Raw genomic sequence first — 23,140 nt, 5'->3', positions numbered from 1 at the left:
GAGTTTTAGTTGAACGTAAATCAAATTTATCTGATCAATTTAATGCGACTGGTAGCAGGCAACGTCTATGCCAGTTATGTCGTACATGCATTGCGTTGGTCACCTGCAGTCCAAGCGCTGTTATTTGGCGTGGTGCTGAATGGCGGCGGCAGCTTTGCTGCGGTTCTCATCACCCGGGCGCTGCGACCACGAATTGCACGCATCCGGAAAAGTTTTAACGCCGATACCGGGGCTGTCAGCTCACAAGGATGACAGCCTCAGTAGACGCTTACCAGTGTTTCTCTTTCCTCTCAAGGAAGTACTTAAGGTCCCGCGAGTCTCAAGCTCGGCGGGATTTTTTTTGTCTGCAGACGGGGTACGCTTACATTAAGACTGTTGTATAAATCGGCTATTTTTTGCGATGTCATGATAAAGAAGCTAATTTCGTGCAAAATACAGCAAGGTAATCGTTTTACACATCCTCTATCTGGTCCGTTTCAGTTCCGATAGTGCAGTGATGTCGATGTCTAATTACGGAGTCAAGCAACTTGGGCCGTCTGATCAAAAACAACTATTCCAATACCGCTTTGTTGAAGGATTTGATGACAACGCCGCCGATGACGGCCAAGCAGCATGCGGATATCATGCGCAAGCGCATAGAACATCGCAGGATGCTGGAAGAGGCGAAAGAATTGAAGACAGCCAGCGAAGACGTATTTGAACAGCTGTAAATAAAAAAGCGCGGAATTCCGCGCTTTTGTTTTTTGTGCAGCCTGTGTGGTCCAGGCTGCTGCACTACGTATGATCCGGGTCAGCGATCATACGTAGCACTATCCACTTACTTGGCCGATGGGAAGAACACTTGTTCGCCGTCGATTTTGTAAGCAGCGATTTTCTTTTGACCTTCAGGTGATGTCAGGTAGTCGATGAACTGCTTCGCACCCTTGTAGTTGATGTCTTTGTACTTGGCTGGATTGACTGCAATCACGCCGTACGGATTAAACATCTTCTTGTCGCCTTGTACCACGATAGCGAGGCCGGTTTTTGCCTTGTAGGCACCGAAGGTTGCACGGTCTGACAAGGTGTAAGCCTGCAGCTCGCCTGCCATCGTCAATACTTCACCCATGCCCAGGCCAGCAGATACATACGCGCTGCCTTCAGGTTTCACGCCGATTTCTTTCCAGTAGGCTTTTTCCATGACGTCGGTGCCGGAGTTGTCGCCACGCGAAATGAATTTAGCTTTGCTATCGACGATTTTTTTCATCGATGCGAGTACATCCTTGCTGCCCTTGATACCGGCAGGATCGCTGGCAGGACCGACGATGATGAAGTCGTTATACATGACGTCGCGGCGATCAACGCCGTGGCCTTCAGCAACGAATTTATCTTCAGCTGCGCGTGCGTGTACCAGTGTCACATCAACGTCACCGTTCTTGGCCAGCTCGAGTGCCTTGCCGGTACCGACCGAAATAACGTGGACTTTGGAATTGGTCTTGGCTTCAAACTCTGGCAACAGATAAGGCAGCAAGCCCGAGTTTTCGGTGCTAGTGGTGGTCGAGAGTTTGATGATTTGTTGTGCGAAGCCGAGTGGCGCGACGAATGCAGATGCCAGAACGACAGCGGCAAAACGCAATAATGGGCGACGTGACATGGTTCCTCCTGTGGGTTTAATAATGAGAATGGCTGCGTAACCCCGGAGGGTAGCGCAGCCATGATAATCGTGCTGAGTTATCGGAACAACCCAACACTAAGATTTAGTTCAGCATTTTATGGGAACGTACTGCATCCAGCACGATAGGCTTCAGGCCTTCGCCATTGTGCTGTTCGACATGCTCCATCAATGCACGACGCATACGTGGATCCCACGAGCGTTTCAGATGGCCGGCGATTTCTTCCAGCGACTTGTTGCGATCACGCATGGTTTCAAAAAAGTCGCCGATCTGGTTAGCCATCTTGATCAGATTATCTACTGTGCTACCGCTCATTCTGCTCTTCCTTAATATAATTTATTTCGATTCGCGTATCAGGCGATGTGCTTGCGCATAAACGACATGGCTTTGATCACGTACAAAACCGATCAGCGTGACATTGGTCTCTTCCGCCAGCTTGATCGCTAGGCTGGTAGGTGCCGAGATCGCAGCGAGGAAACCGATACCCAGGGTCGCTGACTTCTGCACCATCTCATAGCTGGCACGGCTGGTAATCAATGCCGCACCTTGCGTGAAATCGCGCTTGTCATCAGCCATCGCGCCGATCAGTTTGTCGAGTGCATTGTGACGACCTACATCTTCACGCACCAGATCAACCGAACCATCCAGATTCATCCATGCTGCGGCATGGGTGGCACCGGTATGCTTCTGCAAGCGCTGTTGCGATTTCATTGCCTTCATGCCAGCGTAAATTTGCTGTGCTGAAAACATCGCTTGTCCAACGGTCGCCTGCGGATGACGTATCGCCTGTTCCAGCGTCTCTGCACCACACAAACCACAACCGGTACGTCCGGTCATATTGCGTCGCTTATCTTTTAACGTGACAAAGCGTTCCGTCGCGATACGCATCTGTACCTGTATGCCTTCGCAGCCAGGTACAACTTCGCAATCGTAGAGTTCGGACTTGTCCTTGAGTATGCCTTCGCTCAACGAAAAGCCGAGCGCAAAGTCTTCCAGGTCGTATGGCGAAGCAAGCATGACGGCGTGCGAAATACCGTTGTATTCCAACGCGACCGGCACTTCTTCCGCGACATCATCCTCGCAGATCATGTGCTGGTCCGCGTCCCATTTTTCTACCGGAACACGAACCAGTGCAGTGCGTTCGTCGTCAGTGCTTGCATTCATCACACAGACCCTTAACTTTAGTCAGACTTTACTTCGATGTGGACAACTCGGAGCCACGTGGAATCATCTTCTCGGCAGCAAAACTTTCTTGCTCGCGGTTAAAGCGATTATACGAGCGTTGCCATTCCGAAGGTTGGGCAACCGGCATGACCTGCACTGCCGTCACTTTGTACTCTGGGCAGTTAGTTGCCCAGTCGGACGAGTTGGTCGTAATCACGTTAGCACCCGATTCCGGGAAGTGGAACGTGGTGTACACAACACCAGGCTGGATACGCTCGGTGATATCTGCACGCAATACCGTCTGACCGGCACGCGATTCAATACCAACCCAGTCGTCCTGCTTGATGCCACGTTCTTCTGCATCGTGCGGATGGATCTCCAGACGATCTTCGCTATGCCACATATTGTTGAAGGTACGGCGTGTTTGCGCACCAACGTTGTATTGCGACAGGATACGACCGGTGGTCAGGATCAATGGGAATTTCTTATTGACCTTCTCGCCAGCGCCGAAGTACTTGGTATTGATGAAGCGACCTTTACCGCGCACGAATTCTTCTGTGTGCATGGTTGGGGTACCTTCTGGCGCTTCAGCGTTGCAAGGCCATTGGATGCTGCCGCCCAATTCGTCGATACGCTTGAAGCTGACACCGGTGAAGGTCGGGGTCAACGCAGCGATCTCATCCATGATTTCACGTGGATGTTTGTAGTTCATAGGATAGCCGAGTGCGTTCGACAGCATTTGGGTGACTTCCCAGTCGCCGTAGCCCGATTTCGGTGGCATCACTTTGCGTACGCGCGAGATGCGACGTTCTGCATTGGTGAAGGTACCGTCTTTTTCCAGGAACGACGAACCTGGCAGGAAGACGTGTGCGTATTTCGCTGTTTCGTTCAGGAAGATGTCCTGAACGATGATGCACTCCATTGCTTCCAGAGCAGCGGTAACGTGCTGTGTGTTTGGATCGGACTGAACAATGTCTTCACCTTCGCAGTACAGACCCATGAAGGTGCCGTCCATCGCTGCATCGAACATGTTAGGAATACGCAGGCCTGGTTCGGATTCCAGTGTGCAACCCCAAACTGCTTCGAATTCTGCACGTGCGACGGAGTCAGAGACGTGACGATAGCCTGGCAGTTCGTGCGGGAAGGAACCCATATCGCAAGAACCTTGCACGTTGTTTTGACCGCGCAGTGGGTTCACGCCGACGCCTTCACGGCCGATGTTGCCGGTTGCCATCGCCAGGTTGGCGATACCGATAACAGTGGTCGAACCTTGAGCGTGTTCGGTAACGCCGAGACCGTAGTAGATCGCTGCATTGCCACCGGTTGCAAACAGACGTGCAGCAGCACGGATGTCAGCAGCTGGTACGCCGGACACTTCTTCCATTGCTTCTGGCGAGTTTTCTGGCAGCGAAACGAATTCTGCCCATTCTTCGAACGAGTCAACTTCGCAACGTGCTGCGATGAAGTCAGGCTTGTGCAGTTTTTCGGTGATGATGACGTGCGCCAGTGCATTAACGATAGCAACGTTGCTGCCTGGTTTCAGTTTCAGGTGGTAGTCAGCCTGGATGTGCGGCGACTTAACCATTTCGGTAGTACGTGGATCGACAACGATCAGTTTCGCGCCCTGACGGATGCGACGTTTCATTTGCGATGCAAATACCGGGTGACCGGACGCCGGGTTAGCACCGATGACCAGGATGACGTCAGATTTCATCACCGATTCAAAGGTTTGGGTACCAGCAGATTCACCCATGGTTACTTTCAGGCCGTAACCGGTAGGCGAGTGGCAAACGCGTGCGCAGGTGTCAACGTTGTTGTTACCGAATGCAGCGCGAACCAGCTTCTGAACCAGGTAGCCTTCTTCGTTGGTGCAACGTGAGGAAACCAGGCCACCGATCGAATCCTTGCCGTATTTAGCCTGGATGCGTTTCAGTTCGGAAGCAGCGTAGTTGATCGCTTCGTCCCACGATACTTCTTTCCATGGGTCGGTGATTTTGCTACGGATCATCGGTTTCAACATGCGGTCTTTATGTGTTGCATAACCCCATGCGAAGCGGCCTTTGACGCAAGCGTGACCCTGGTTGGCTTTGCCATCCGGATTCGGCACCATGCGTACTACTTCATTACCTTTCATTTCGGCCTTGAACGAGCAACCGACGCCGCAGTATGCGCAGGTGGTTACTTTGCTGTGTTCTGCCTGACCCATCATGATGACGGTTTTTTCGGTCAGCGTTGCGGTTGGGCATGCGTCTACGCAAGCACCGCAAGATACGCATTCCGAATCAATGAAGTCTTCTTTTTGACCAGCTGACACGCGCGATGTGAAGCCGCGGCCGTCGATGGTCAGAGCGAATGTACCTTGTGTTTCTTCGCAAGCGCGGACGCAGCGGTTACAAACGATACATTTCGATGCGTCGTAGGTGAAGTAAGGATTGGATTCGTCTTTTTCCAGTTTCAGATGGTTGCTGCCGTCGTAGCCGTAACGTACGTCGCGCAGACCAACTACACCAGCCATGTCCTGCAGTTCGCAGTTGCCGTTGGTTGGGCAGGTCAGGCAGTCCAGCGGGTGATCCGAGATGTACAGTTCCATCACGCCACGGCGGATGTCTGCCAGCTTAGGTGTTTGTGTTTTGACTTTCATGCCGGCTTCGGCAGGAGTCGTACACGATGCCGGGTAGCCGCGACGGCCTTCGATTTCAACCAGGCACAGACGGCAAGAGCCGAAAGATTCCAGGCTGTCGGTAGCACACAGCTTAGGTACGTTGATGCCGTACTCAGCTGCTGCACGCATGACGGAAGTGCCTTGCGGCACGGTGATGGCTACGCCATCGATTTCCAGGGAGATCATGACTTCGGACGTGCTTTTTTTCGTGCCGTAGTCGATACCGTTAAGTTGATTCATTTTTCGCTCCAGTTTCTAAGCTTAGGCTGCCGATTAAGCCGCGTTTGCCAATGTTTTTTGATCGCCGAAATCTTCTGGGAAGTGGTTCAGGGCAGACAACACCGGGAATGGTGTCATGTTACCCATCGCACATAGCGATCCCGTTACCATCACATCGCACAAATCACGCAGCAGATGGATTTGCTGTGGCCGATTCTGGTTAGCGATGATTTTGTCCATAACTTCTACACCACGTGTCGAACCAATCCGGCACGGTGTGCACTTGCCGCACGACTCTTCTGCACAGAAGTGCATCGCGTAACGTGCTTGTTTGGCCATATCGACGGTATCGTCGAAGGCGACCAAGCCACCATGGCCTACAGTCGAGGCAACAGCAGCGAATGCTTCATAGTCAAACGGGGTGTCGAACAGCGACTCAGGCATGTAGGCACCGAGTGGGCCGCCAACTTGTACTGCACGGATAGGACGACCGGATTCCGAGCCGCCGCCAAAGTCGTACAGCAATTCGCGCAAGGTCACGCCGAATGCTTTTTCTACCAGGCCGCCGTATTTCAGGTTGCCTGCCAGTTGCATGGGCAAGGTGCCGCGCGAACGACCCATGCCGTAGTTTTTGTAGAACTCTGCGCCGCGCGACAGAATCAGCGGTACAGCGGACAGCGAAATAACGTTATTGATAACGGTAGGCTGGCCGAACAAGCCTTGCAGCGCTGGCAGTGGCGGTTTGGCGCGTACCATGCCGCGTTTGCCTTCGATACTTTCCAGCATCGCGGTTTCTTCGCCGCAAACGTAAGCACCAGCGGCTTTGCGTACTTGCAGGTTGAAAGTGCGGCCGGAACCGAGAATGTTTTCGCCGAGGTAACCGGCAGCGTTGGCGGCAGCGATTGCTTCGTTCAGGTTGGCGATCGAGTGCGGGTATTCGGAACGCACATAGATATAACCTTCGGTAGCCTTGACTGCCAGGCCAGCGATGGTCATGCCTTCGATCAGCATGAATGGATCATCTTCCATCACCATGCGATCGGAGAAGGTGCCGGAGTCGCCTTCGTCGGCGTTACAGGCGATGTATTTTTGAGGAGCTTCTGCGCCCAACACGGTTTTCCATTTGATACCGGTAGGGAAAGCTGCACCGCCGCGACCACGCAGGCCGGAGTCGGTCACTTCCTGCACGATGGCAGCAGGTTCCATCGCGATGGCTTTTTTCAGGCCAACGTAACCTTCGTGCGCCAGGTAGTCGTCCAGCGAAACTGGATCGGTAATGCCGACGCGTACGAATTGCAGGCGTTCCTGTTTCTTCAGGTATGGGATTTCTTCGGTCAGGCCCAGTGCTTTCGGATGGCTGCCACCGGTGGTGAAGCCAGCGTCGAACAGACCAGCAACTTCGTGCGCTTCGATAGGACCAAAGCCGATACGGCCAGCGTCGGTCGCTACTTCAACCAGTGGCTCCAGCCAGAACATGCCGCGCGAACCGTTGCGTACCAGTTTGATATCGATGCCGCGCGCCTTGGCTTCGCGTTCGATCGCTGCTGCGGTTTCATTGGCGCCGAGCGCCAGGGCGGTCGAGTCGCGTGGAACAAAAATGGTTACGGTCATTGCACACCTCGCTTGGCCTGGATCAGGCTATTGAATTTTTCCTTGGAGACGCGGGCGTACAGATCGTCGTCGATCTGGATCGCCGGGCCGCTGGCGCATTGGCCGAGGCAGTACACGGTTTGCAAGGTGAATTTGTTATCGTCTGTGGTGCCGTGGAAATCACAGCCCAGCAATTCTTTGGCATGGTCAGCCAGCGATTCGCAACCGCGTGCCTGGCAAGCTTCTGCACGGCAGATCTGGACGACGTGTTCGCCGACCGGATGTTGACGGAAGAAGTGGTAATAGGTGATCACGCCGTGTACTTCTGCGCGCGAGATGTTCAAGCCCTCAGCAATCGCAGGAACCACGCTAGGCGGGATATAACCAACCACGCCCTGGATGTCGTGCAGGATAGGCAAAAGCGCGCCAGGTGTAGCTTTGCGCTGTGCAATAATGGCCTCGACCGCGGCCAGATCAAATTGGGTTTGGGTGTTCACTTAGAGTCTCCAGCTAGCGACACCGATGGCAATACTACTTGCCGCGAGGTCGTGAAATCGAACGAAACCATACTGCTTCCTTGTTAAAAATTATCTTGTATATATGCTTTTTATAGCATATAGTTTGCGGGCGCACCTTTGCAACATCCGAAAGGTAGCACTGGTAAACACTAGCTTCAATAGGCTATCTTCTGCATAACCTAAAAAGAGGCGTAAACGCTACATCAAGGACACCCGTCGCTTGCATTAGCGAACTGATAGGCGGTATGGCTTATGTTTAAAGTTGTCATTAATCCCCATTGGGAAATTACCCACAGCAATGACGCCCCGCTGGACACGGCGGTATTGCTCAATCTATTAATGTCGATCCAGAAGACCGGTTCGATCTCCAAGGCCGCGCGCCTGGTCGACTTGTCATATCGCTATTCCTGGGGCTTGCTGCGCGAAGCGGAAAAACTTTTCGGTACGGCTTTGTTAAATACGGATCGCGGTCGCGGGACGACATTGACGCCTTTGGCGGAAAAATTGATCTGGGCGGATCGCCGCATCCGCGCGCGCCTGTCCCCTACCCTGGAAAGTCTGGCTTCCGAGCTGGAAAGCGAAATCGGCAAAACCATCGTCGGCAAAACCAAGCCGCTCCGCCTCGACGCCAGCCATGGTTTTGCGGTCGATGCCTTGCTGCATCAATTAACAGAAGCCAATCTGCCGGTCGATTTGCGTTATCGCAACAGTACCGATGCAGTTGCTGCTTTGTCACGAAATGAATGTGATCTGGCGGGCTTTCACGTGCCGCTCGGGGACTTTGAGAAGAAAGCGGTGGAGCGCTATACCCAGTGGCTCAATCCGCGTGAACACTGCCTGATCCATCTGGCCATACGTACCCAGGGCATGTTTGTGGCACCTGGCAATCCGAAAGGCATACAAACTTTACAAGATCTGAAACGGCCAGGCGTGCGCTTCGTGAACCGGCAAATTGGTTCCGGCACCCGCATGCTGCTGGAGCTGATGCTGGCAGGCGCGAATATCTCGCCGTTTGATATCGAAGGCTATCAAAGCAATGAATTCACCCATTCAGCGGTCGCTGCTTATATAGCCAGCGGCATGGCTGATGTGGGCGTAGGCGTGCAGACCGCAGCACAACGTTTCAGCCTGGACTTCATTCCTTTGATACGTGAACGCTATTTCCTGGCGCTGCCCTTGTCCATCATGGATGACCCGCTGATACAGTTGGTCATAGACGTCGTGCAGTCAGGATATTTCCGCAAAGTGATTAATGGTCTTGCCGGGTATGATTCCAGTGACACCGGCAAGATCCTGTTGCTGTCGGAAGCTTTCGGCCACGCAAAAATGGCAGCCATCTAAAGAGGTGTCGCTATTTAAGAATAGCGATACCCTTGATTTGTGCAAACACTGGCGTACCCAGCGCCAGGCCCATGGCCTCGCATGATTTGCGCGTGATACGTGCCAGCAGGCGCGTGCCATTTGCATCCAGTCCTATCATCACCTGCCCCGCTGCATCGTCAGACAACTCTGCGACGGTTGCCGGGACAATATTCAAGATACTGCTATCACGTTGTGGTGTCAGGCTTAAGCTGACGTCACGCGCCTGTATCCGTACGCGGATCTGCTGACCGATGGTGGCGGCCTGTTGCGGTAACAACAGCTGGCCACCGGAGAACTCGGCAGAAGTCAGATGGAAGCTTGCGTCATGTGCAGTCACCGTTGCGGCCACCAATGCACTGGCCGTATCGCCGTGGGCGAAATTCAGATCCAGGCGCGTCATCAGATCACTGGTGGCACCGCTGGCGACGACTTTGCCGTTTTCCAGCAGCACCAAATGATCGGCCAGGCGCGCGACCTCGTCCGACGAATGGCTGACGTAGATGACCGGGATGTCCAGCTCATCATGCAGTCTTTCCAGATACGGCATGATTTCTTCCTTGCGCTTGCTGTCGAGTGCGGCCAGCGGTTCATCCATTAACAGGATGCGCGGGCTGGTCGCCAGTGCGCGGGCGATGGCAACGCGCTGACGTTCACCGCCCGATAGCTTGTCCGGATTGCGTTGCAAGAGATGGCCGATATCCAGCAAGGCCACCGCCTGATCCAGCGAGACCTGATGCATGGCGCGCGGAACCCGGCGCATGCCGTATTCCAGATTGCGCTGTACGCTCAGGTGTGGAAACAGGCTGGCTTCCTGGAACACATAACCCAGTGGCCGTTTGAACGTCGGCAGGAAGATATTACGTTCGTCGTCCTGCCAGACTTCACCGTTGACTTCCAGATAGGAGCCGGGAAAGCGCTCCAGTCCGGTCATCGCCCGCAGGCAGGTAGTTTTGCCGGAGCCGGACGGACCAAATAATGCAGTCACGCCACGACCCGGCAAGCTCAGGTCTACATCCAGTTTGAACGCACTGTAAGCGATATTGAATCGTGCTCGGATATCGCTCATTTGCGCCGTCCGGTTGGATTCAAGGTGTACAGGATGATCAGTACCAGCATAGAGAACACCAGCATACCGGCTGCCAGCCAATGCGCTTGCGCGTACTCAAGTGCTTCTACATGGTCGTAAATTTGTACAGAAATCATGCGTGTTTGATTCGGGATATTGCCGCCTATCATCAGCACCACGCCGAACTCGCCGACGGTATGAGCAAAGCCCATCACGATCGCGGTCAGGTAACCGGGTTTGGCCAATGGCAGGGTGACACTGAAAAAAGTATCGAGTGGGGACGCACGCAAAGTAGCGGCCACTTCGAGCGGGCGATCGCCCATCGCCTCAAAAGCGTTCTGGATAGGTTGTACTACGAAGGGCATCGAGTAAAAAACCGAACCGACCACCAGGCCGGTAAAACTGAAGGGCAAGGTGCCTAAGCCCATAGCCTGCGTCAGCTGTCCGACCGGGCCATTGGGGCCCAGCGCCACCAGCAAATAGAAGCCGATGACGGTAGGCGGCAGCACGATAGGCAGCGCAACGAACGCGCCTACCGGGCCTTTCAACCAGGAACGTGTGCGCGCCAGCCACCACGCCAGAGGCGTACCTATCAAGAGAAGAATGATAGTGGTGAGACTGGCGAGCTTGAGGGTCAGGACAATCGCACCGATATTAGGATCGGTGAACAACAGAACCTCTCTTACAGGTCGTAACCGTAGCTACGGATGATGGCTTTGACTGGTTCCGATTTCAGGTATTTGACGAATTCAGCAGCAGCCTTATTGTCTTTGCCTTTGTTCAGGATAACTGCGTCCTGACGGATGGGGTTGTGCAGGTTGGCCGGAACGATCCATGCGGAACCGCTTTTTACTTTGCCGCCTTCAAATACTTGCGACAGTGCGACGAAGCCGAGTTCTGCATTGCCGGTCGAGATGAAAGTGAAGGTTTGGCCGATGCTTTCGCCTTGGACAAATTTGGATTGCAGGCTGTCATACACGCCCAGTTTTTTCATTGCTTCTTCTGCAGCCAGGCCATAAGGAGCCAGTTTTGGTGTGGCCAGGGCGATGTGAGCGAAGTTGCCTTTTTTCAGGACTTCACCCTTGGCATCAACGAAGTCTGGCTTGGCCGACCACAGTACCAGTTTGCCGGTCGCGTAGGTGAAACGCGAACCTGCAACGATGCCGTTTTCTTTTTCCAGTTTGATAGGTGTTTCATCATCAGCCGCGAGGAACACATCGTAAGGTGCGCCATTGGTGATTTGCGCGTAGAACTTGCCGGTAGCGCCGAACGAAGGCGTTACTTTATGGCCGGTTGCTTTTTCAAAATCAGCAGCGATGACTTTCATCGGTGCGGTGAAGTTGGCAGCAACAGCGACTTGCACTTCTTCAGCCGAAGCAGAAGCGGAGATACCGAGTGCGAGCAAACCGGACAGGAGCGAATACGAAAGTTTTTTCATGGTGATGAGTAAAACGAGTTAAAAAACCTTTTAGGCGGGCACCGCCAGAATGATGTGCGATGCCTTGATCATGGCTGTGGCACGTACACCTTCTTTTAAACCGAGTGTCTTCACGCTTTCATTGGTGATGATCGATGCCACGGTTTTACCGCCCGGCAGTTCGATCACGACTTCTGCATTGACTGCACCTTCCTGGCAACGGACCACGGTGCCGGTCAGGGAATTGCGTGCACTGGTTTTGAAATTAGTTTCTACAGTGAGGATGATCCATTGCGCTTTCACCAGCGCATAAGCTTCAGAGCCGACTTCCAGCGCCAGGTGATCTGCGCTGTCATTGGTGATAATGGCTGCCAGTTGGGCACCATTGCCGATATCGAGTATGACTTCCGCATTGACCGCGCCCTTCTTGACGGCACTGACGGTGCCGAGGAACTGGTTGCGTGCGCTGGTTTGCATATCGAATCTCCTGCTCATTGTGTAGTACTGATCAAAATCGTCCATGGTGCGGCCTATAGCCGCCGGTACTGCTGCCCACTCCTGCTCGAGGCGGCGATAGGTGGCAACCACACGCCTGCCATACTCGGTCAGGCAAGTGCCGCCACCGGTGCTGCCACCCGGCTGGCGTATGACCAGCGGTTCGTGCGACAGGTTGTTCACCGATTCGACGGCTTGCCAGGCGGCTTTGTAACTCATGCCCATGGCGCTTGCGGCAGCGGAAATGGAGCCCGAAGCATCGATACGCTCCAGCAGCTCCAAATGATCCCAGCGCTTGCCGCGCGATTTGGACAGACCTTCCAGTTTGATGGGCGAAGTTGTCTTGCTCATAACAGTCGATATCTTTTTAAAAAATGATGAAGGGCTGTTCAGCAAAAGTCGCTCTAAAAGTTGATACTATACACGATATAACTTTTAACGACATAACGAGAACAGGGTGAAGTATTGCCATTCTATTTGTGTATCGTGAACTCCGTTGGTCTATTGGGCACTTTGGCAGCAGGGGCATTCCGGAAAATCGCGCATAAGCGGATAAGATGAAGCAGGTCCTGCATTCCCTCCCCCGTATGTCCTGCCACCTCTTTTCTACAGGTTATCCCGATGTTTGTACGTCAGCTCGATTACCTCGTCACCCTTGCCCGGGAAAAACACTTCGCCCGCGCAGCTGAAATTTGTTGTGTCTCGCAACCGGCGCTGTCAGCGGCAGTGCGGAATCTGGAAACCGAACTGGGCATAGCCATCGTGCAGCGCGGCCAGCGTTTCCAGGGCTTTACGCCGGAAGGTGAGCGCATCCTGGACTGGGCGCGGCAGACGCTGGCGGCACTGGAAGGCCTGAAGCAGGAGGCATCGATGTCGCGCGTCAAGCTGAGTGGCACGTTACGCCTGGGAGCAATCCCGACCACGATGCCTATTGTTTCCTTGCTGACCGGTCGTTGCCGTGCCCAGCATGCGGACTTGCGGCAACTGGTGCTTTCTTTAAGTACCGAAGAAATCATGCGCAGGCTGGACGACTTTGAACTGGATGTCGGCCTGACTTATCTGGAAGACCAGCGACTCAATGGTTTCCATGTGCAGCCTCTATATCGTGAACGCTATATGTTGCTGGCACGTAGCGGCAGCATGCCGGACGGGAAAGAAGATGTGAGCTGGGAAGAAGCATCAGAGCTGCCGCTATGTCTGCTCACTTCACATATGCAAAATCGTCGCATCGTCGATGCGGCATTTCGTCGCGCCGAGGTGCATCCGAATGTGGTGGTGGAAACGGATTCGGTGTTTGCCTTGTATTCCCATGTTCGTCACGCGGATTTATTTAGCGTGGTGCCGCATAGCTTGCTCTACCTGTTTGAATTGCGTGACGGCATGATGGCGATCCCTATCGTGCCTGAATTGAGTCGTTCGATTGGCTTGATCTCACTCGACCACGAACCCTGTTCGCCTATCGTGGTGGCAGCGCGCAGCATAGCCGAACAGATTAATCTGCAAGCGCAATTTGATGCATACATAAGCGGAGGCTATCAGCCCATCACATCAAACGATTAGACCGTAAAAAACTTACTCCATAAGATGGCTGCGCTGGACATACATCTTGATGTCCGTGTGCAGAAGAAAAAGAGAATTCAGCTACCGCCAGCAATTTTCGATTCGGTGTAGCCAGCAATTTTATGCAACCAATCTTATGGAGAAGTAACATGGCAAAAGTTTTATGTGTTTTGTATGATGATCCAGTCAACGGTTATCCTAAAACCTACGCACGTGATGACGTAGCGCAACCATCGATCTACCCAGACGGCCAAACACTGCCGACACCTAAAGGTATCGATTTCAAACCAGGCACACTGCTCGGTAGCGTATCCGGTGAACTGGGCCTGCGTAAATACCTGGAATCGAACGGCCACACCCTGGTTGTTACTTCCAGCAAAGACGGCGCAGACAGCGTCCTCGACAAAGAATTGCACGATGCAGAGATCATCATCTCGCAACCATTCTGGCCTGCATATATGACAGCAGAACGCATCGCTAAAGCCAAGAAACTGAAAATGATCGTGACAGCTGGTATCGGTTCCGATCACACCGACCTGGAAGCAGCGAACAAGCACAACATCACCGTTGCCGAAGTGACCTATTGCAACAGCCATAGCGTTGCAGAACACGTCGTCATGATGATCCTGTCGCAAGTACGTAACTACATCCCTTCGTACAACCAGGTGATCAACGGCGGCTGGAACATTGCTGACTGCGTAGAACGTTCCTACGATCTGGAAGCAATGAGCGTGGGTACGGTTGCTGCTGGTCGTATCGGTCTGCGCGTACTGCGCCTGTTGAAACCATTCGACGTCAAACTGCACTACATGGATCGCCACCGTCTGCCAGAAGCAGTTGAAAAAGAACTGAACCTGACCTACCACAGCACACTCGACAGCCTGACCAAAGTCTGTGACGTTGTGACGCTGAACTGCCCGCTGCACCCAGAAACAGAACACATGATCAACGAAAAAACCTTGAAAAACTTCAAGCGTGGTTCGTACATCATCAACACCGCACGCGGCAAACTGTGCGATCGCGACGCGATTGTTGCAGCATTGAAGAGCGGTCAACTGGCTGGTTACGCTGGCGACGTCTGGTTCCCACAACCAGCACCAAAAGACCATCCATGGCGCACCATGCCGCACCACGGCATGACACCACACATTTCCGGCACCAGCCTGACGGCACAAACCCGTTACGCAGCAGGTACCCGCGAAATCCTGGAATGCTACTTTGAAGGTCGCCCTATCCGTGACGAATACCTCATCGTTCAAGGCGGCAAACTGGCAGGCGTCGGCGCTCACTCCTACAGTGACGGTAACGCAACCAAAGGTTCGGAAGAAGCTGCGAAATTTAAAGTAGCGTAATTCGACGAAACGGTAAGCCACCGGATGACCGGATCTGGTGGCTGACTATTTTTACTGAGTGCCGACGTGCAGTAATGACGTCGGCATTTTTTTATTCGAGATGCTTCTGCTGCTTTGTCTGCAGACATCTACTCGCCAGGATCTTTCATGTCCAATCCCATCAAGAAATTTTTTAGCAGCAGTATGTCGCTGCCACCACAACCCACATTCGGCAACGTCATGTTGTCCGGCCTCGGCGGCTTCATCGCCATCAGTGTCATTGCACTGGCGGCAGACTATACGCAGGCGATCCTGATACTCGGATCGTTCGGTGCATCGTGCGTCATTGTTTTTGCTTTACCCGACACGCCATTGGCACAACCGCGCAATGTCATCGCCGGACATTTCCTGAGCAGTTTGTCAGGTCTGTTTTATTTGTATGTGTTTGGTCCGCACTGGTGGGCGCTGGGTTTGGCGGTGGCGACTGCCATCATCGTGATGATGGCGTTCCGTGTCGTACATCCGCCGGCAGGTTCTAATCCGGTGATTGTTTTCCTCGGTATGCCAGGATGGAATTTTTTGATCTTCCCGACACTGATAGGTGCTTGCATACTGGTGTTGGTTGCGATGTTCTACAACAACGTCGTACGCAAGAATAAGTATCCGAAGTATTGGTAAGCGGGAGTGTGTCGCTGATCTGATGTCACAGGTGCAGGCATCAGATCAGTTGAAAGGATGGATGCAATACAGGGTGTGCTTACATCGCGAAGCGTTCGCCCAATTGGCTGAGCGACTGCATTAACTGTTCGCTGGTTTTCGAGGTTGCTTCATCGATCGCAACCTTGACGATGCGCAAGGTGCGCTGCTCTGCTTCAAACGCAGAGGTTTCGCATCCTTCGATTACACCTTCTATCGGTGTCAGGTTTTCCTTATGCCAGACGCGATATGTCCCGCCCCATTCACCGAATGAGAAGCCCCATGTCTGTTCGGTTGCCGTTACCGAAATAACGTACCCTTTGTACTCAAGTAAAGCCACGATGTTTGTCCTGTTAATGATTCAACTGGATATACACAAAGTCACCGACGGTTCTATTGCATCAGCATCGTGCGATGCAAAGTCGGTGACAGGGATTAATAACGCGTTCGGTTATCAGCGTGGAAAATTGTGCCGGAAGGGTATGTATTTCGCAGTGCGCGGGTTAAACCGATTTCGCTATATCCGTAAGAATATAGCGTTGTACTACCTAACGCAAGTATTTATCAGTGTTTCCTTGCGTTTCGTAAGCAAAGATTAGCCGAAATACAGGAGGGTTGTATCAATTTTTTGTTAAGGAAAATATCTGTAGCGATAGGTTGATCCTATCGCTACAGATGGGTGCCGGGCTTACTTTTGCGGCGTCTTGCTGGTCTTGGCTTTGCTTGCCGGCGGCGGAGTGGTGGATAAGAGTTTGCTGAATACGGCGAAGTCGCTGCTGATGGCTTTCGATGCCTTGCGTTCCATCGCGCGATAGCGCTCAACCACACCGCGGCCGAAGTCTGTGACCAGTGCACCACCACCACCGCTGCCACCGGTACTGGTCACCACCAGTGGTTCGATGAAGGATGCATTGGTGGTTTCCACCAATGTCCATGCACGGCGGTAGGACATATTCATCTCGCGGCCTGCAGCCGAAATGGAACCGGTACGTTCTATCGCATCGATCAGGTCGGCGCGACCTGGGCCCATCGCGGTCAATTCCCCCATCAACACACGTACGCGTGGCTGCGGGACCTGGGATTTTTTAGTCTGGCTTTTAGGCATGGCTTGGCTTGGACTTTTACTGAATGGGCGTATTTTCGCCCAGATTTGCTTGAAATATACCAATCATGCGCATGATTTTGTCAGTTTCCCAGCGAGTCCGTGCAGCGTCATATCAACAAAAATACAACGACATACGTATTTTCATTATGTAGTTAAAAGTTATATCGATTAGAATCTGGCGCCGGATGCCGATGTCTCCCCGACATTGAGCAGTATCAGATCCGCAGTACCAGGTCTCCTCGTGCGGCAACACCGTGCTACGCCGCCCTCTTTTGATTACTATGAAAACCCTGAAAAACAAACCTACACTTTCCCGTCATGCCTCGGGTATGACGGTATTGGCGCTCGCTATTGCGAGCCTGCCTGCTTACGCTGCGGATAAAGCCGCCGTACTTGATACTGTCGATGTCATCGGCACCGGTGCCCCTGCGTACAAACCGGAAACGGCGAGCATGGGCCCGCTCGGCGAGAAAAGTGTGCTGGACACACCGTACGCAATCAATGTCGTACCAGCCGAACTGCTGGAAAACCAGCAACTGAAAAGCGTGCGCGAAGCTTTCCGCTACATGCCTTCCGTGCAAGGCGAAAACATACGGCCGCAGACGCGCGGCTTGCAGGCAGGCGTAGTACAGAACACGCGCATAGATGGCATGAACATCGCGGCCACTACCGACTACCCGATCGAACAGTTTGACCGTATAGAAGTATTGAATGGTTTGGCCGGTGCCTTGTATGGCCCAGCAAGCCCGGCCGGCACTTTCAACTATGTATTGAAGCGCCCTACCGAAACACCTTTGCGTCGCTTCTCGCTTGGTTATGCCAGCCGGGGTTCGGGCTCGGTGAGCGCGGACATTAGTGATCGCTTTGGTGAAGATAAGCGTTTCGGCTTCCGCGTCAACTTGTTGGATGAAGGCGGTGAAAGCTATGTCGATCGCAGCAAGCTGGATCGCAAACTGGCGAGCCTGGCGTTTGACGTGCAGCTCACCAGCGACACCAAGCTGGAAACAAATATCAGCCGTTATCACTACACCAGCAAAGGCTTGCCAGGAACATTTGAGCTGGGTACGGGTGTGGCGTACCCGGCCGCGCCTGATCCGAAACGAGTAGGCTACGGCCAGCCATTTGCAGGTGATGACAATGTGACTGAAACCTATAGTGCACGTCTTAAGCACAGGCTGAATCAAAACTGGAACGTCACAGCGGGCATCCTGAAACAAAGCAGCGACCGTGCGTCGACAGTACCGACCAATACCCTGACCAACAATGCGGGGGCATACAGCGTCAAAGTAGCGACGACGACTTTTAGCCTGGATGAAATCCTTAGCTATAACCTGGCATTGAATGGTCGTGTGAATGCGGCAGGCATGACACACGATATCGTAGTGTCGACTACGGGCTTTGAATGGGACAGATACTCGCCATACACAACTGGCGCAATTGGCTTGGGTACCTCAAATTTAAACAATCCGACCGTCTTCAATCAGCCGGGCAACATTCCCAACTTCAAGAATCGCTACAAGGCACAAACCACGCGCCAACAGGCGATTACGGTTGGCGACACGGTAGGATTCAACGAGCAATGGTCAGCAGGTTTGTACCTCAGTAAAAGCTGGATAGACCAAAGCGGCAACAATCCGAATGGTTCAATAGCACCGGGCAAGTACTACAACGATAGCGGCCTCAGCAGCAATGCGACTGTGTCATACAAGCCGCAAAAGAATACGACGGTCTACGCATCTTATGCCGACAGCCTGCAGCAAGGCGAGACCTCGGGCACAAGCACAACAGCTCCTTACCGCAGCAAGCAATGGGAACTGGGTTACAAACACGCATTTGAAAAAGTTAATGTCGGTGCAGCCTTGTTCCAGATCGAACGTCCGTTTGCTTACGTGCAGAATGGCGTGTTTGCGGTACAGGGCGATCAGCGCAACCGTGGCCTGGAGCTGACGGCAAATGGTGCATTGACACGCAACCTCACCATGTATGGTGGTCTTACCTACCTTGATCCACGTTTGCTAAACACCGCCAGCGCAACGACCGCGGGTAAACAAATCATGGGCTTGTCGCGCATCGTCAGCAACATCCTGCTCGACTATCGCATCGCCGCTGTGCCGGGTCTCGCTGTTAACCTGAACGTCAGCCACGCGGGCAGCCGTCAGGGCGACAGCACCAACTCCTACAAGGTAGATGGTTACACCGTTGCTGATCTGGGCGCACGTTACTCGACCCTGCTGATGGGACGTCCGACCACCTGGCGCCTTGCCATCAACAATGTCACCGACGAGCTCTACTGGGCCAACATCACACCGAGCGGACAGAACGGCTATACAGGTACTGGTGCAGGTACAGGCACGCTGGGTGCGCCACGCACCATACGCGCATCGATGCAAATGGATTTCTGATTTCCTGAAAGCGGAACATGATGAAAATAAACTCTTCCTATTTCGCGTGGTCGGTGGCATTGCTAAGCAGCGCTGCCTGGGCAGACACTGCGGCTCAGACACAGCCACCGGTTAAAGTACTGGCGGCAGGTAGCCTGACCGGTGCGATGACGGCGGTAGCGCAACTCTACACGCAGCAGACCGGACAAAAGATAGATGCGCAATTCGGCCCTGCCGGTCTGTTGCGTGAACGCATAGAGAACGGTGAGCAAACCGACATCTTTGCGTCGGCCAATATGGAACATCCGCAAGCACTGGCAGATCGAGGCTGGGCCACGCAACCGGTGGTAATGCTACGTAACCAGCTATGTGCGAAGGCCTTGCCGGAGTCAGGTCTGACGACGGACAACGTACTGGATCGTTTGCTTGATCCCAAGGTCGGTCTCGGCACTTCGACGCCGAAAGCAGATCCGGGTGGCGACTATGCATGGCAGGTATTTGCTCGCGCTGAGAAACTCCGACCCGGTGCGCAGGCCATCCTGGAAGCCAAGGCACAGCAACTGGTCGGCGGCAAAAACAATCCACCGGTGCCAGCCGGTGTGAATGCGATGGAATACTTCTTTGCTCGCAAGAAGGTGCATATTTCACTCGGCTATTGCAGTTCGCGTCAAACAACGCCAGACCCCAAGTTCACTAGTGTGCCATTGCCAGCGGGCCTGGCCGTCACGTCAGACTATGGTTTGACTGTCGTCACCCGTGACAAGAAATCACATGAGGCAGCGTATCGCTTTGCACTTTTCCTCATGAGTCCACAAGCGCAGAAATTAATTGCGCAATATGGCTTTACGCCTGTGACTACCGCCGGAAACTAAACCTCCGGCCAACAAAAAAGCGCGCCTGATTAAACAGAGCGCGCTTTTTTCTGAGTTACACAGACTTCAGGCCAATGCTTCCTTCGCCGCTTCTTCAGGCGTTAAACCGTCATAGAACAAGTCGGTGAACCATTCGATTTGTTCTTCGATATGATCTTGTGCTTCTGCTACGGTGGCGCCACCGGCAACCAGGAATCCCTCTACTTCTATGCACCAGTTGATCAGTGCGAGTGTTTCCGGATCGAGTTCTTCTTTCTTGGCCATGATGATTCTTCCATTTATGCGTTGATGTGCACAGTGTCACATGTCGGCGCGCATAGTGGAAGCAGGATTTTTATCTCACAGTGATTCCAGGAAACGCAACAAGGCAGTACGATCTTCGGTCGACATCGCACGGACTGCTTCCTTCGAATAATTGCCTTCACCACCGTGCCACATGATGGCTTCCAGCAAGGTACGGGCGCGGCCGTCGTGCAGATAACCAGCATCTGGATTGACCTTGTGCGTCAGGCCTATGCCCCACAGTGGTGGCGTACGCCATTCCCTGCCATTCGCCAGGTAGTCACTGCGGCCATCGGCCAGGCCCTGCCCCATATCGTGCAGCAGCAAATCGGTGTAAGGCCGTATCAACTGATTTGATAATGCAGGTAACGCAGCATCCGGGCGCGTACGCAAAGGCGCGACATGACAGGCTATGCAGCGTGCCTGCACAAACAAGCGGTTGCCGTGTATGACTTGTTTGTCATTCACATCGCGGCGTGCCGGGACTGCCAACATGCGTTGATAAAACACCGTCGCATATAACTCTGCACGTGTCAGTTCGGGTTCGCCACCGGACGGAGCACGCTGACATGCAGTTTGTACCTTGGTGCAATTCTCATGCGGCATCAATGGCGAAGTAATGCCGAGATCGCCGGAGAACGCATTGGCGATTTGTTCGGTCAATGTCGCGACATTTGCTTTCATGCCGAAGCGGCCTATTGCCTCTTTCTGCGCCATCGCGTCCCACACGATATTCACGCGCCCTGCGATACCATCCGGTTTGGTTTGTTTGGCCATGGCCAATATGGTGTCGTCGCTGATTGCTTCCAGCAGCCCCAGGCCGTACACGACCGGGCCTACGCGTGGTGACACCATGATGTCTGAGCCGAGTGCGCCGTAAGCCATTTCCTTGAAATGCACATTGGGTTTGCGCAGCGTTACTTTGGTGCCGTCAGGCAGTGTTTCCACATGCTCGTCATAGATCAGAAAGCCTATACCCTCACCCGGTACGCCAGGCACACCGCGTTCATTCAGTTGGTCGCCATAGGCCGGATGTGGTTTCGGGCCACCATGCGGATTGGCGCCGGGTATGCTGAGGCGCAAGAGCATCGCCTGCATGGTGCCGTCGGGACCATCCGGCGCGCCGCCACGACCGTTCTTGGCATGACAGGCGATGCAGGAAATACGGTTGTACAGCGGGCCGAGCCCGGCCGCCCTGTCATTCGCCGGAGCGATGACCCAGGACTGACGGAACAGGCTACGGCCTTGTGCGAATGCGGCGACATTGTCCGGGTCCATGACCGGACTCGGTAGCGAGTATGCTTCACGGCTGTCATCAAACACGGTGGCAGTGCCGCCGCTCAATGCTTTCGGATCTACGCTGGCCGCGCCGCTTAACAGAAAGGCTAGCGGCAAGATACCGAGGTAGCCAACAAGACGCCCAAGTTTCACTTTGTACCTGCGGTGTTCAATACTTCTTGCGCCAGTTGCTCTGCGCGGTCACGGTTTTGCCGTATGCGTGCCGTCCATTGTGCGGTGATGGCGTCGTTGCGATGTGTGTCTGTGGTTTCATCGAAGGCAAACACAAATTGCGGCGCGAGTTTGTCGGCTTCCGCTTCGCTTACTGGCACCGCATCGAGCAGGTTGCGCGCTTGCGCCGCTTTTGCTTTCAAGGCAGCGGTGTTGGCAGCACGTTCAGCCTGCATGACTTTGTCATTGGTCTGACGCAGGCGCGCATGTTCATTGCTGATCAATACGTCGTACAAAGTGTTGTTCAAGCCCTGACGCGCGAGTGCGTGCGTGGTATCAAACACAAACGGCATGGCCTTGGCTGCTTCGAACGGATCGTAGTAGCCAGCTGGTTTGTTCGCATAGACTGCGGGACGCACCGGCAGTTTACGGGTGTCGTGATGGAACAAGATTTTTTGCCCTTCATCCGACAAAACGAAGGTAGCAAATGCGCGCGCTGCTTCCGGGTTCGGTGCGCCTTTCATGATGCCTACATGTGCTGGCGAATAACCGGTAATGCCGGGGTAGATAAATTGCAGCGGCGCGCCATTCGCGATCGCTGATTTGATGAAGAAGTCGATGGAAACGCCGACACTGGCCTGGCCGTTACGTACGTCATCAGAAATATTGGCTCCACCCTGACCCAATAGTTTCGCGTTGCTACCGATAGCCTGCAGCAGCGCCCAGCCTTTATCCCAGCCATGACCTTGCAGGATGATGTCTATCAGTATCGGTGCGAAGCCTACCTTGCCCGGCACCGGGAAAACGATTTCGTCTTGCCACTCGGGAGCGGTCAGGTCTGTCCATTGTCGGGGTTGTACTAATTTTTTGTCTTGCAGGCGTTGTGGATTGATCGCCAGGCCATAGCCCGCAATTTCGCTGGCGAGATAGAAACCGGCAGGATCGGAGATAGGAAAGCCGCCGACTTTGGCAGGCAGACCCGTCATATCCAGATCAGGGCGCCGGAATGCACCCTCTTGGGCGAGGATTTGAAAATTGCGTTGTGCCGGTGTCCAGTAGACATCGACATTGCCTTGATTCGGTTTGCGTAAGTAAGACAAGGCATCTCCGGAACGGCGCCAGAGTATTTCGACGCGCGTACCGGGATGCGCTTTTTCAAAAGCAGCTTCGAAACGCGACACCACTTCTTCCGGATAACTGGTCATGACCACGACCTTGCCCGCAGGCTTGTCTGCCGCCAAAGCGATGACAGAGACGAAGCTGAAGAGCGCAGTAGCGAACAGCTTACCGAGAAAAAATGGTGTACGTAGCATAGTGAAACT

The 23,140-nt window shown here is 53.7% G+C and carries 23 protein-coding genes; 8 read left to right on the top strand and 15 right to left on the bottom strand.

Annotated elements, in window-relative coordinates:
- Positions 1-9 precede the first annotated feature (9 nt).
- Both IXC47_RS18070 and IXC47_RS18065 read left to right on the top strand, forming a co-directional pair.
- Complete coding sequence (locus tag IXC47_RS18070) at positions 10-252, top strand: hypothetical protein (protein WP_195876592.1); 243 nt, start codon at positions 10-12, stop codon at positions 250-252.
- A 275-nt stretch (positions 253-527) separates the two neighbouring features.
- Positions 528-710, top strand: a complete 183-nt coding sequence (locus IXC47_RS18065) for a hypothetical protein (protein ID WP_124572798.1) — start codon at positions 528-530, stop codon at positions 708-710.
- Between the two features lie 107 nt (positions 711-817).
- Here the strand turns inward: IXC47_RS18065 and IXC47_RS18060 are convergent, their stop codons facing one another.
- From IXC47_RS18060 to IXC47_RS18035, 6 genes are all read right to left on the bottom strand, one after another.
- Complete coding sequence (locus tag IXC47_RS18060) at positions 818-1,630, bottom strand: extracellular solute-binding protein (RefSeq protein ID WP_195876591.1); 813 nt, start codon at positions 1,628-1,630, stop codon at positions 818-820.
- A gap of 103 nt (positions 1,631-1,733) precedes the next feature.
- Complete coding sequence (locus IXC47_RS18055) at positions 1,734-1,964, bottom strand: formate dehydrogenase subunit delta (RefSeq protein WP_195876590.1); 231 nt, start codon at positions 1,962-1,964, stop codon at positions 1,734-1,736.
- A 21-nt stretch (positions 1,965-1,985) separates the two neighbouring features.
- Positions 1,986-2,813 carry a formate dehydrogenase accessory sulfurtransferase FdhD gene (gene fdhD / locus IXC47_RS18050; RefSeq protein ID WP_195876589.1) on the bottom strand — a complete coding sequence of 276 codons (828 nt, stop codon included), beginning with the start codon at positions 2,811-2,813 and terminating at the stop codon, positions 1,986-1,988.
- A 28-nt stretch (positions 2,814-2,841) separates the two neighbouring features.
- The gene (gene fdhF / locus IXC47_RS18045; protein ID WP_175624441.1) at positions 2,842-5,715 is read right to left on the bottom strand and encodes a formate dehydrogenase subunit alpha; all 2,874 of its coding nucleotides are present in this window, start codon (positions 5,713-5,715) and stop codon (positions 2,842-2,844) included.
- A gap of 33 nt (positions 5,716-5,748) precedes the next feature.
- Entirely contained in the window at positions 5,749-7,305 is a 1,557-nt protein-coding gene (locus tag IXC47_RS18040) for a formate dehydrogenase beta subunit (protein WP_195876588.1), read from the bottom strand.
- Positions 7,302-7,781, bottom strand: coding sequence for a formate dehydrogenase subunit gamma (locus IXC47_RS18035; protein WP_124572804.1), 480 nt, complete (start codon positions 7,779-7,781; stop codon positions 7,302-7,304). Before IXC47_RS18035 ends, IXC47_RS18040 begins: the two co-directional genes overlap by 4 nt.
- Positions 7,782-8,054: 273 nt before the next feature.
- Between IXC47_RS18035 and IXC47_RS18030 the strand changes: the two genes are divergently transcribed.
- Positions 8,055-9,143: a substrate-binding domain-containing protein gene (locus IXC47_RS18030; RefSeq protein ID WP_175624439.1), complete on the top strand. Its 1,089-nt coding sequence runs from the start codon at positions 8,055-8,057 to the stop codon at positions 9,141-9,143.
- A 10-nt stretch (positions 9,144-9,153) separates the two neighbouring features.
- On the opposite strand, the gene modC is transcribed toward IXC47_RS18030, so the two are convergent.
- The 4 genes from modC to IXC47_RS18010 are packed head-to-tail and all read right to left on the bottom strand — an operon-like array spanning position 9,154 to position 12,493.
- Complete coding sequence (gene modC, locus IXC47_RS18025) at positions 9,154-10,230, bottom strand: molybdenum ABC transporter ATP-binding protein (protein ID WP_195876587.1); 1,077 nt, start codon at positions 10,228-10,230, stop codon at positions 9,154-9,156.
- Positions 10,227-10,901 carry a molybdate ABC transporter permease subunit gene (gene modB / locus IXC47_RS18020; protein WP_175624437.1) on the bottom strand — a complete coding sequence of 225 codons (675 nt, stop codon included), beginning with the start codon at positions 10,899-10,901 and terminating at the stop codon, positions 10,227-10,229. The genes modC and modB overlap by 4 nt, the downstream gene beginning before the upstream one ends.
- Before the next feature lie 11 nt (positions 10,902-10,912).
- Positions 10,913-11,668 carry a molybdate ABC transporter substrate-binding protein gene (gene modA, locus IXC47_RS18015; protein ID WP_175624436.1) on the bottom strand — a complete coding sequence of 252 codons (756 nt, stop codon included), beginning with the start codon at positions 11,666-11,668 and terminating at the stop codon, positions 10,913-10,915.
- Between the two features lie 30 nt (positions 11,669-11,698).
- Positions 11,699-12,493 carry a TOBE domain-containing protein gene (locus IXC47_RS18010; RefSeq protein WP_195876586.1) on the bottom strand — a complete coding sequence of 265 codons (795 nt, stop codon included), beginning with the start codon at positions 12,491-12,493 and terminating at the stop codon, positions 11,699-11,701.
- Between the two features lie 270 nt (positions 12,494-12,763).
- Here IXC47_RS18010 and IXC47_RS18005 point away from each other — a divergent pair, with 270 nt between their 5' ends.
- From IXC47_RS18005 to IXC47_RS17995, 3 genes are all read left to right on the top strand, one after another.
- A complete protein-coding gene (locus IXC47_RS18005; protein ID WP_195876585.1) occupies positions 12,764-13,702 on the top strand; it encodes a LysR family transcriptional regulator in 939 nt (312 codons plus the stop codon).
- A gap of 149 nt (positions 13,703-13,851) precedes the next feature.
- Positions 13,852-15,054 carry an NAD-dependent formate dehydrogenase gene (locus IXC47_RS18000; RefSeq protein ID WP_012081496.1) on the top strand — a complete coding sequence of 401 codons (1,203 nt, stop codon included), beginning with the start codon at positions 13,852-13,854 and terminating at the stop codon, positions 15,052-15,054.
- 147 nt (positions 15,055-15,201) lie between these two features.
- Entirely contained in the window at positions 15,202-15,711 is a 510-nt protein-coding gene (locus IXC47_RS17995) for an HPP family protein (RefSeq protein ID WP_195876584.1), read from the top strand.
- Between the two features lie 79 nt (positions 15,712-15,790).
- On the opposite strand, the gene IXC47_RS17990 is transcribed toward IXC47_RS17995, so the two are convergent.
- The gene (locus tag IXC47_RS17990) at positions 15,791-16,069 is read right to left on the bottom strand and encodes a hypothetical protein (RefSeq protein WP_195876583.1); all 279 of its coding nucleotides are present in this window, start codon (positions 16,067-16,069) and stop codon (positions 15,791-15,793) included.
- A 348-nt stretch (positions 16,070-16,417) separates the two neighbouring features.
- Positions 16,418-16,777 (bottom strand): winged helix-turn-helix domain-containing protein, encoded by a 360-nt coding sequence (locus tag IXC47_RS17985; RefSeq protein ID WP_230089640.1) that lies wholly within the window; start codon positions 16,775-16,777, stop codon positions 16,418-16,420.
- A gap of 338 nt (positions 16,778-17,115) precedes the next feature.
- Between IXC47_RS17985 and IXC47_RS17980 the strand changes: the two genes are divergently transcribed.
- Together IXC47_RS17980 and modA (IXC47_RS17975) are read left to right on the top strand one after the other, a co-directional pair.
- Entirely contained in the window at positions 17,116-19,236 is a 2,121-nt protein-coding gene (locus IXC47_RS17980) for a TonB-dependent receptor (protein WP_195876581.1), read from the top strand.
- A 17-nt stretch (positions 19,237-19,253) separates the two neighbouring features.
- Positions 19,254-20,087: a molybdate ABC transporter substrate-binding protein gene (modA, locus tag IXC47_RS17975; RefSeq protein ID WP_195876580.1), complete on the top strand. Its 834-nt coding sequence runs from the start codon at positions 19,254-19,256 to the stop codon at positions 20,085-20,087.
- A gap of 66 nt (positions 20,088-20,153) precedes the next feature.
- Here the strand turns inward: modA (IXC47_RS17975) and IXC47_RS17970 are convergent, their stop codons facing one another.
- The 3 genes from IXC47_RS17970 to IXC47_RS17960 form a co-directional block, all read right to left on the bottom strand.
- Positions 20,154-20,351 carry a hypothetical protein gene (locus IXC47_RS17970; protein ID WP_041297232.1) on the bottom strand — a complete coding sequence of 66 codons (198 nt, stop codon included), beginning with the start codon at positions 20,349-20,351 and terminating at the stop codon, positions 20,154-20,156.
- A gap of 75 nt (positions 20,352-20,426) precedes the next feature.
- Entirely contained in the window at positions 20,427-21,800 is a 1,374-nt protein-coding gene (locus IXC47_RS17965) for a di-heme oxidoreductase family protein (protein ID WP_195876579.1), read from the bottom strand.
- Positions 21,797-23,131 (bottom strand): ABC transporter substrate-binding protein, encoded by a 1,335-nt coding sequence (locus IXC47_RS17960; RefSeq protein ID WP_195876578.1) that lies wholly within the window; start codon positions 23,129-23,131, stop codon positions 21,797-21,799. The genes IXC47_RS17965 and IXC47_RS17960 overlap by 4 nt, the downstream gene beginning before the upstream one ends.
- Positions 23,132-23,140 lie beyond the last annotated feature (9 nt).

The organism is Herminiimonas contaminans (genome assembly GCF_015645465.1).
Classification (GTDB): Bacteria; Pseudomonadota; Gammaproteobacteria; order Burkholderiales; family Burkholderiaceae_D; genus Oxalicibacterium; species Oxalicibacterium contaminans.
Note: the sequence above shows the minus strand (reverse complement) of the source record. Positions and strands in the feature narration are given on the sequence as shown.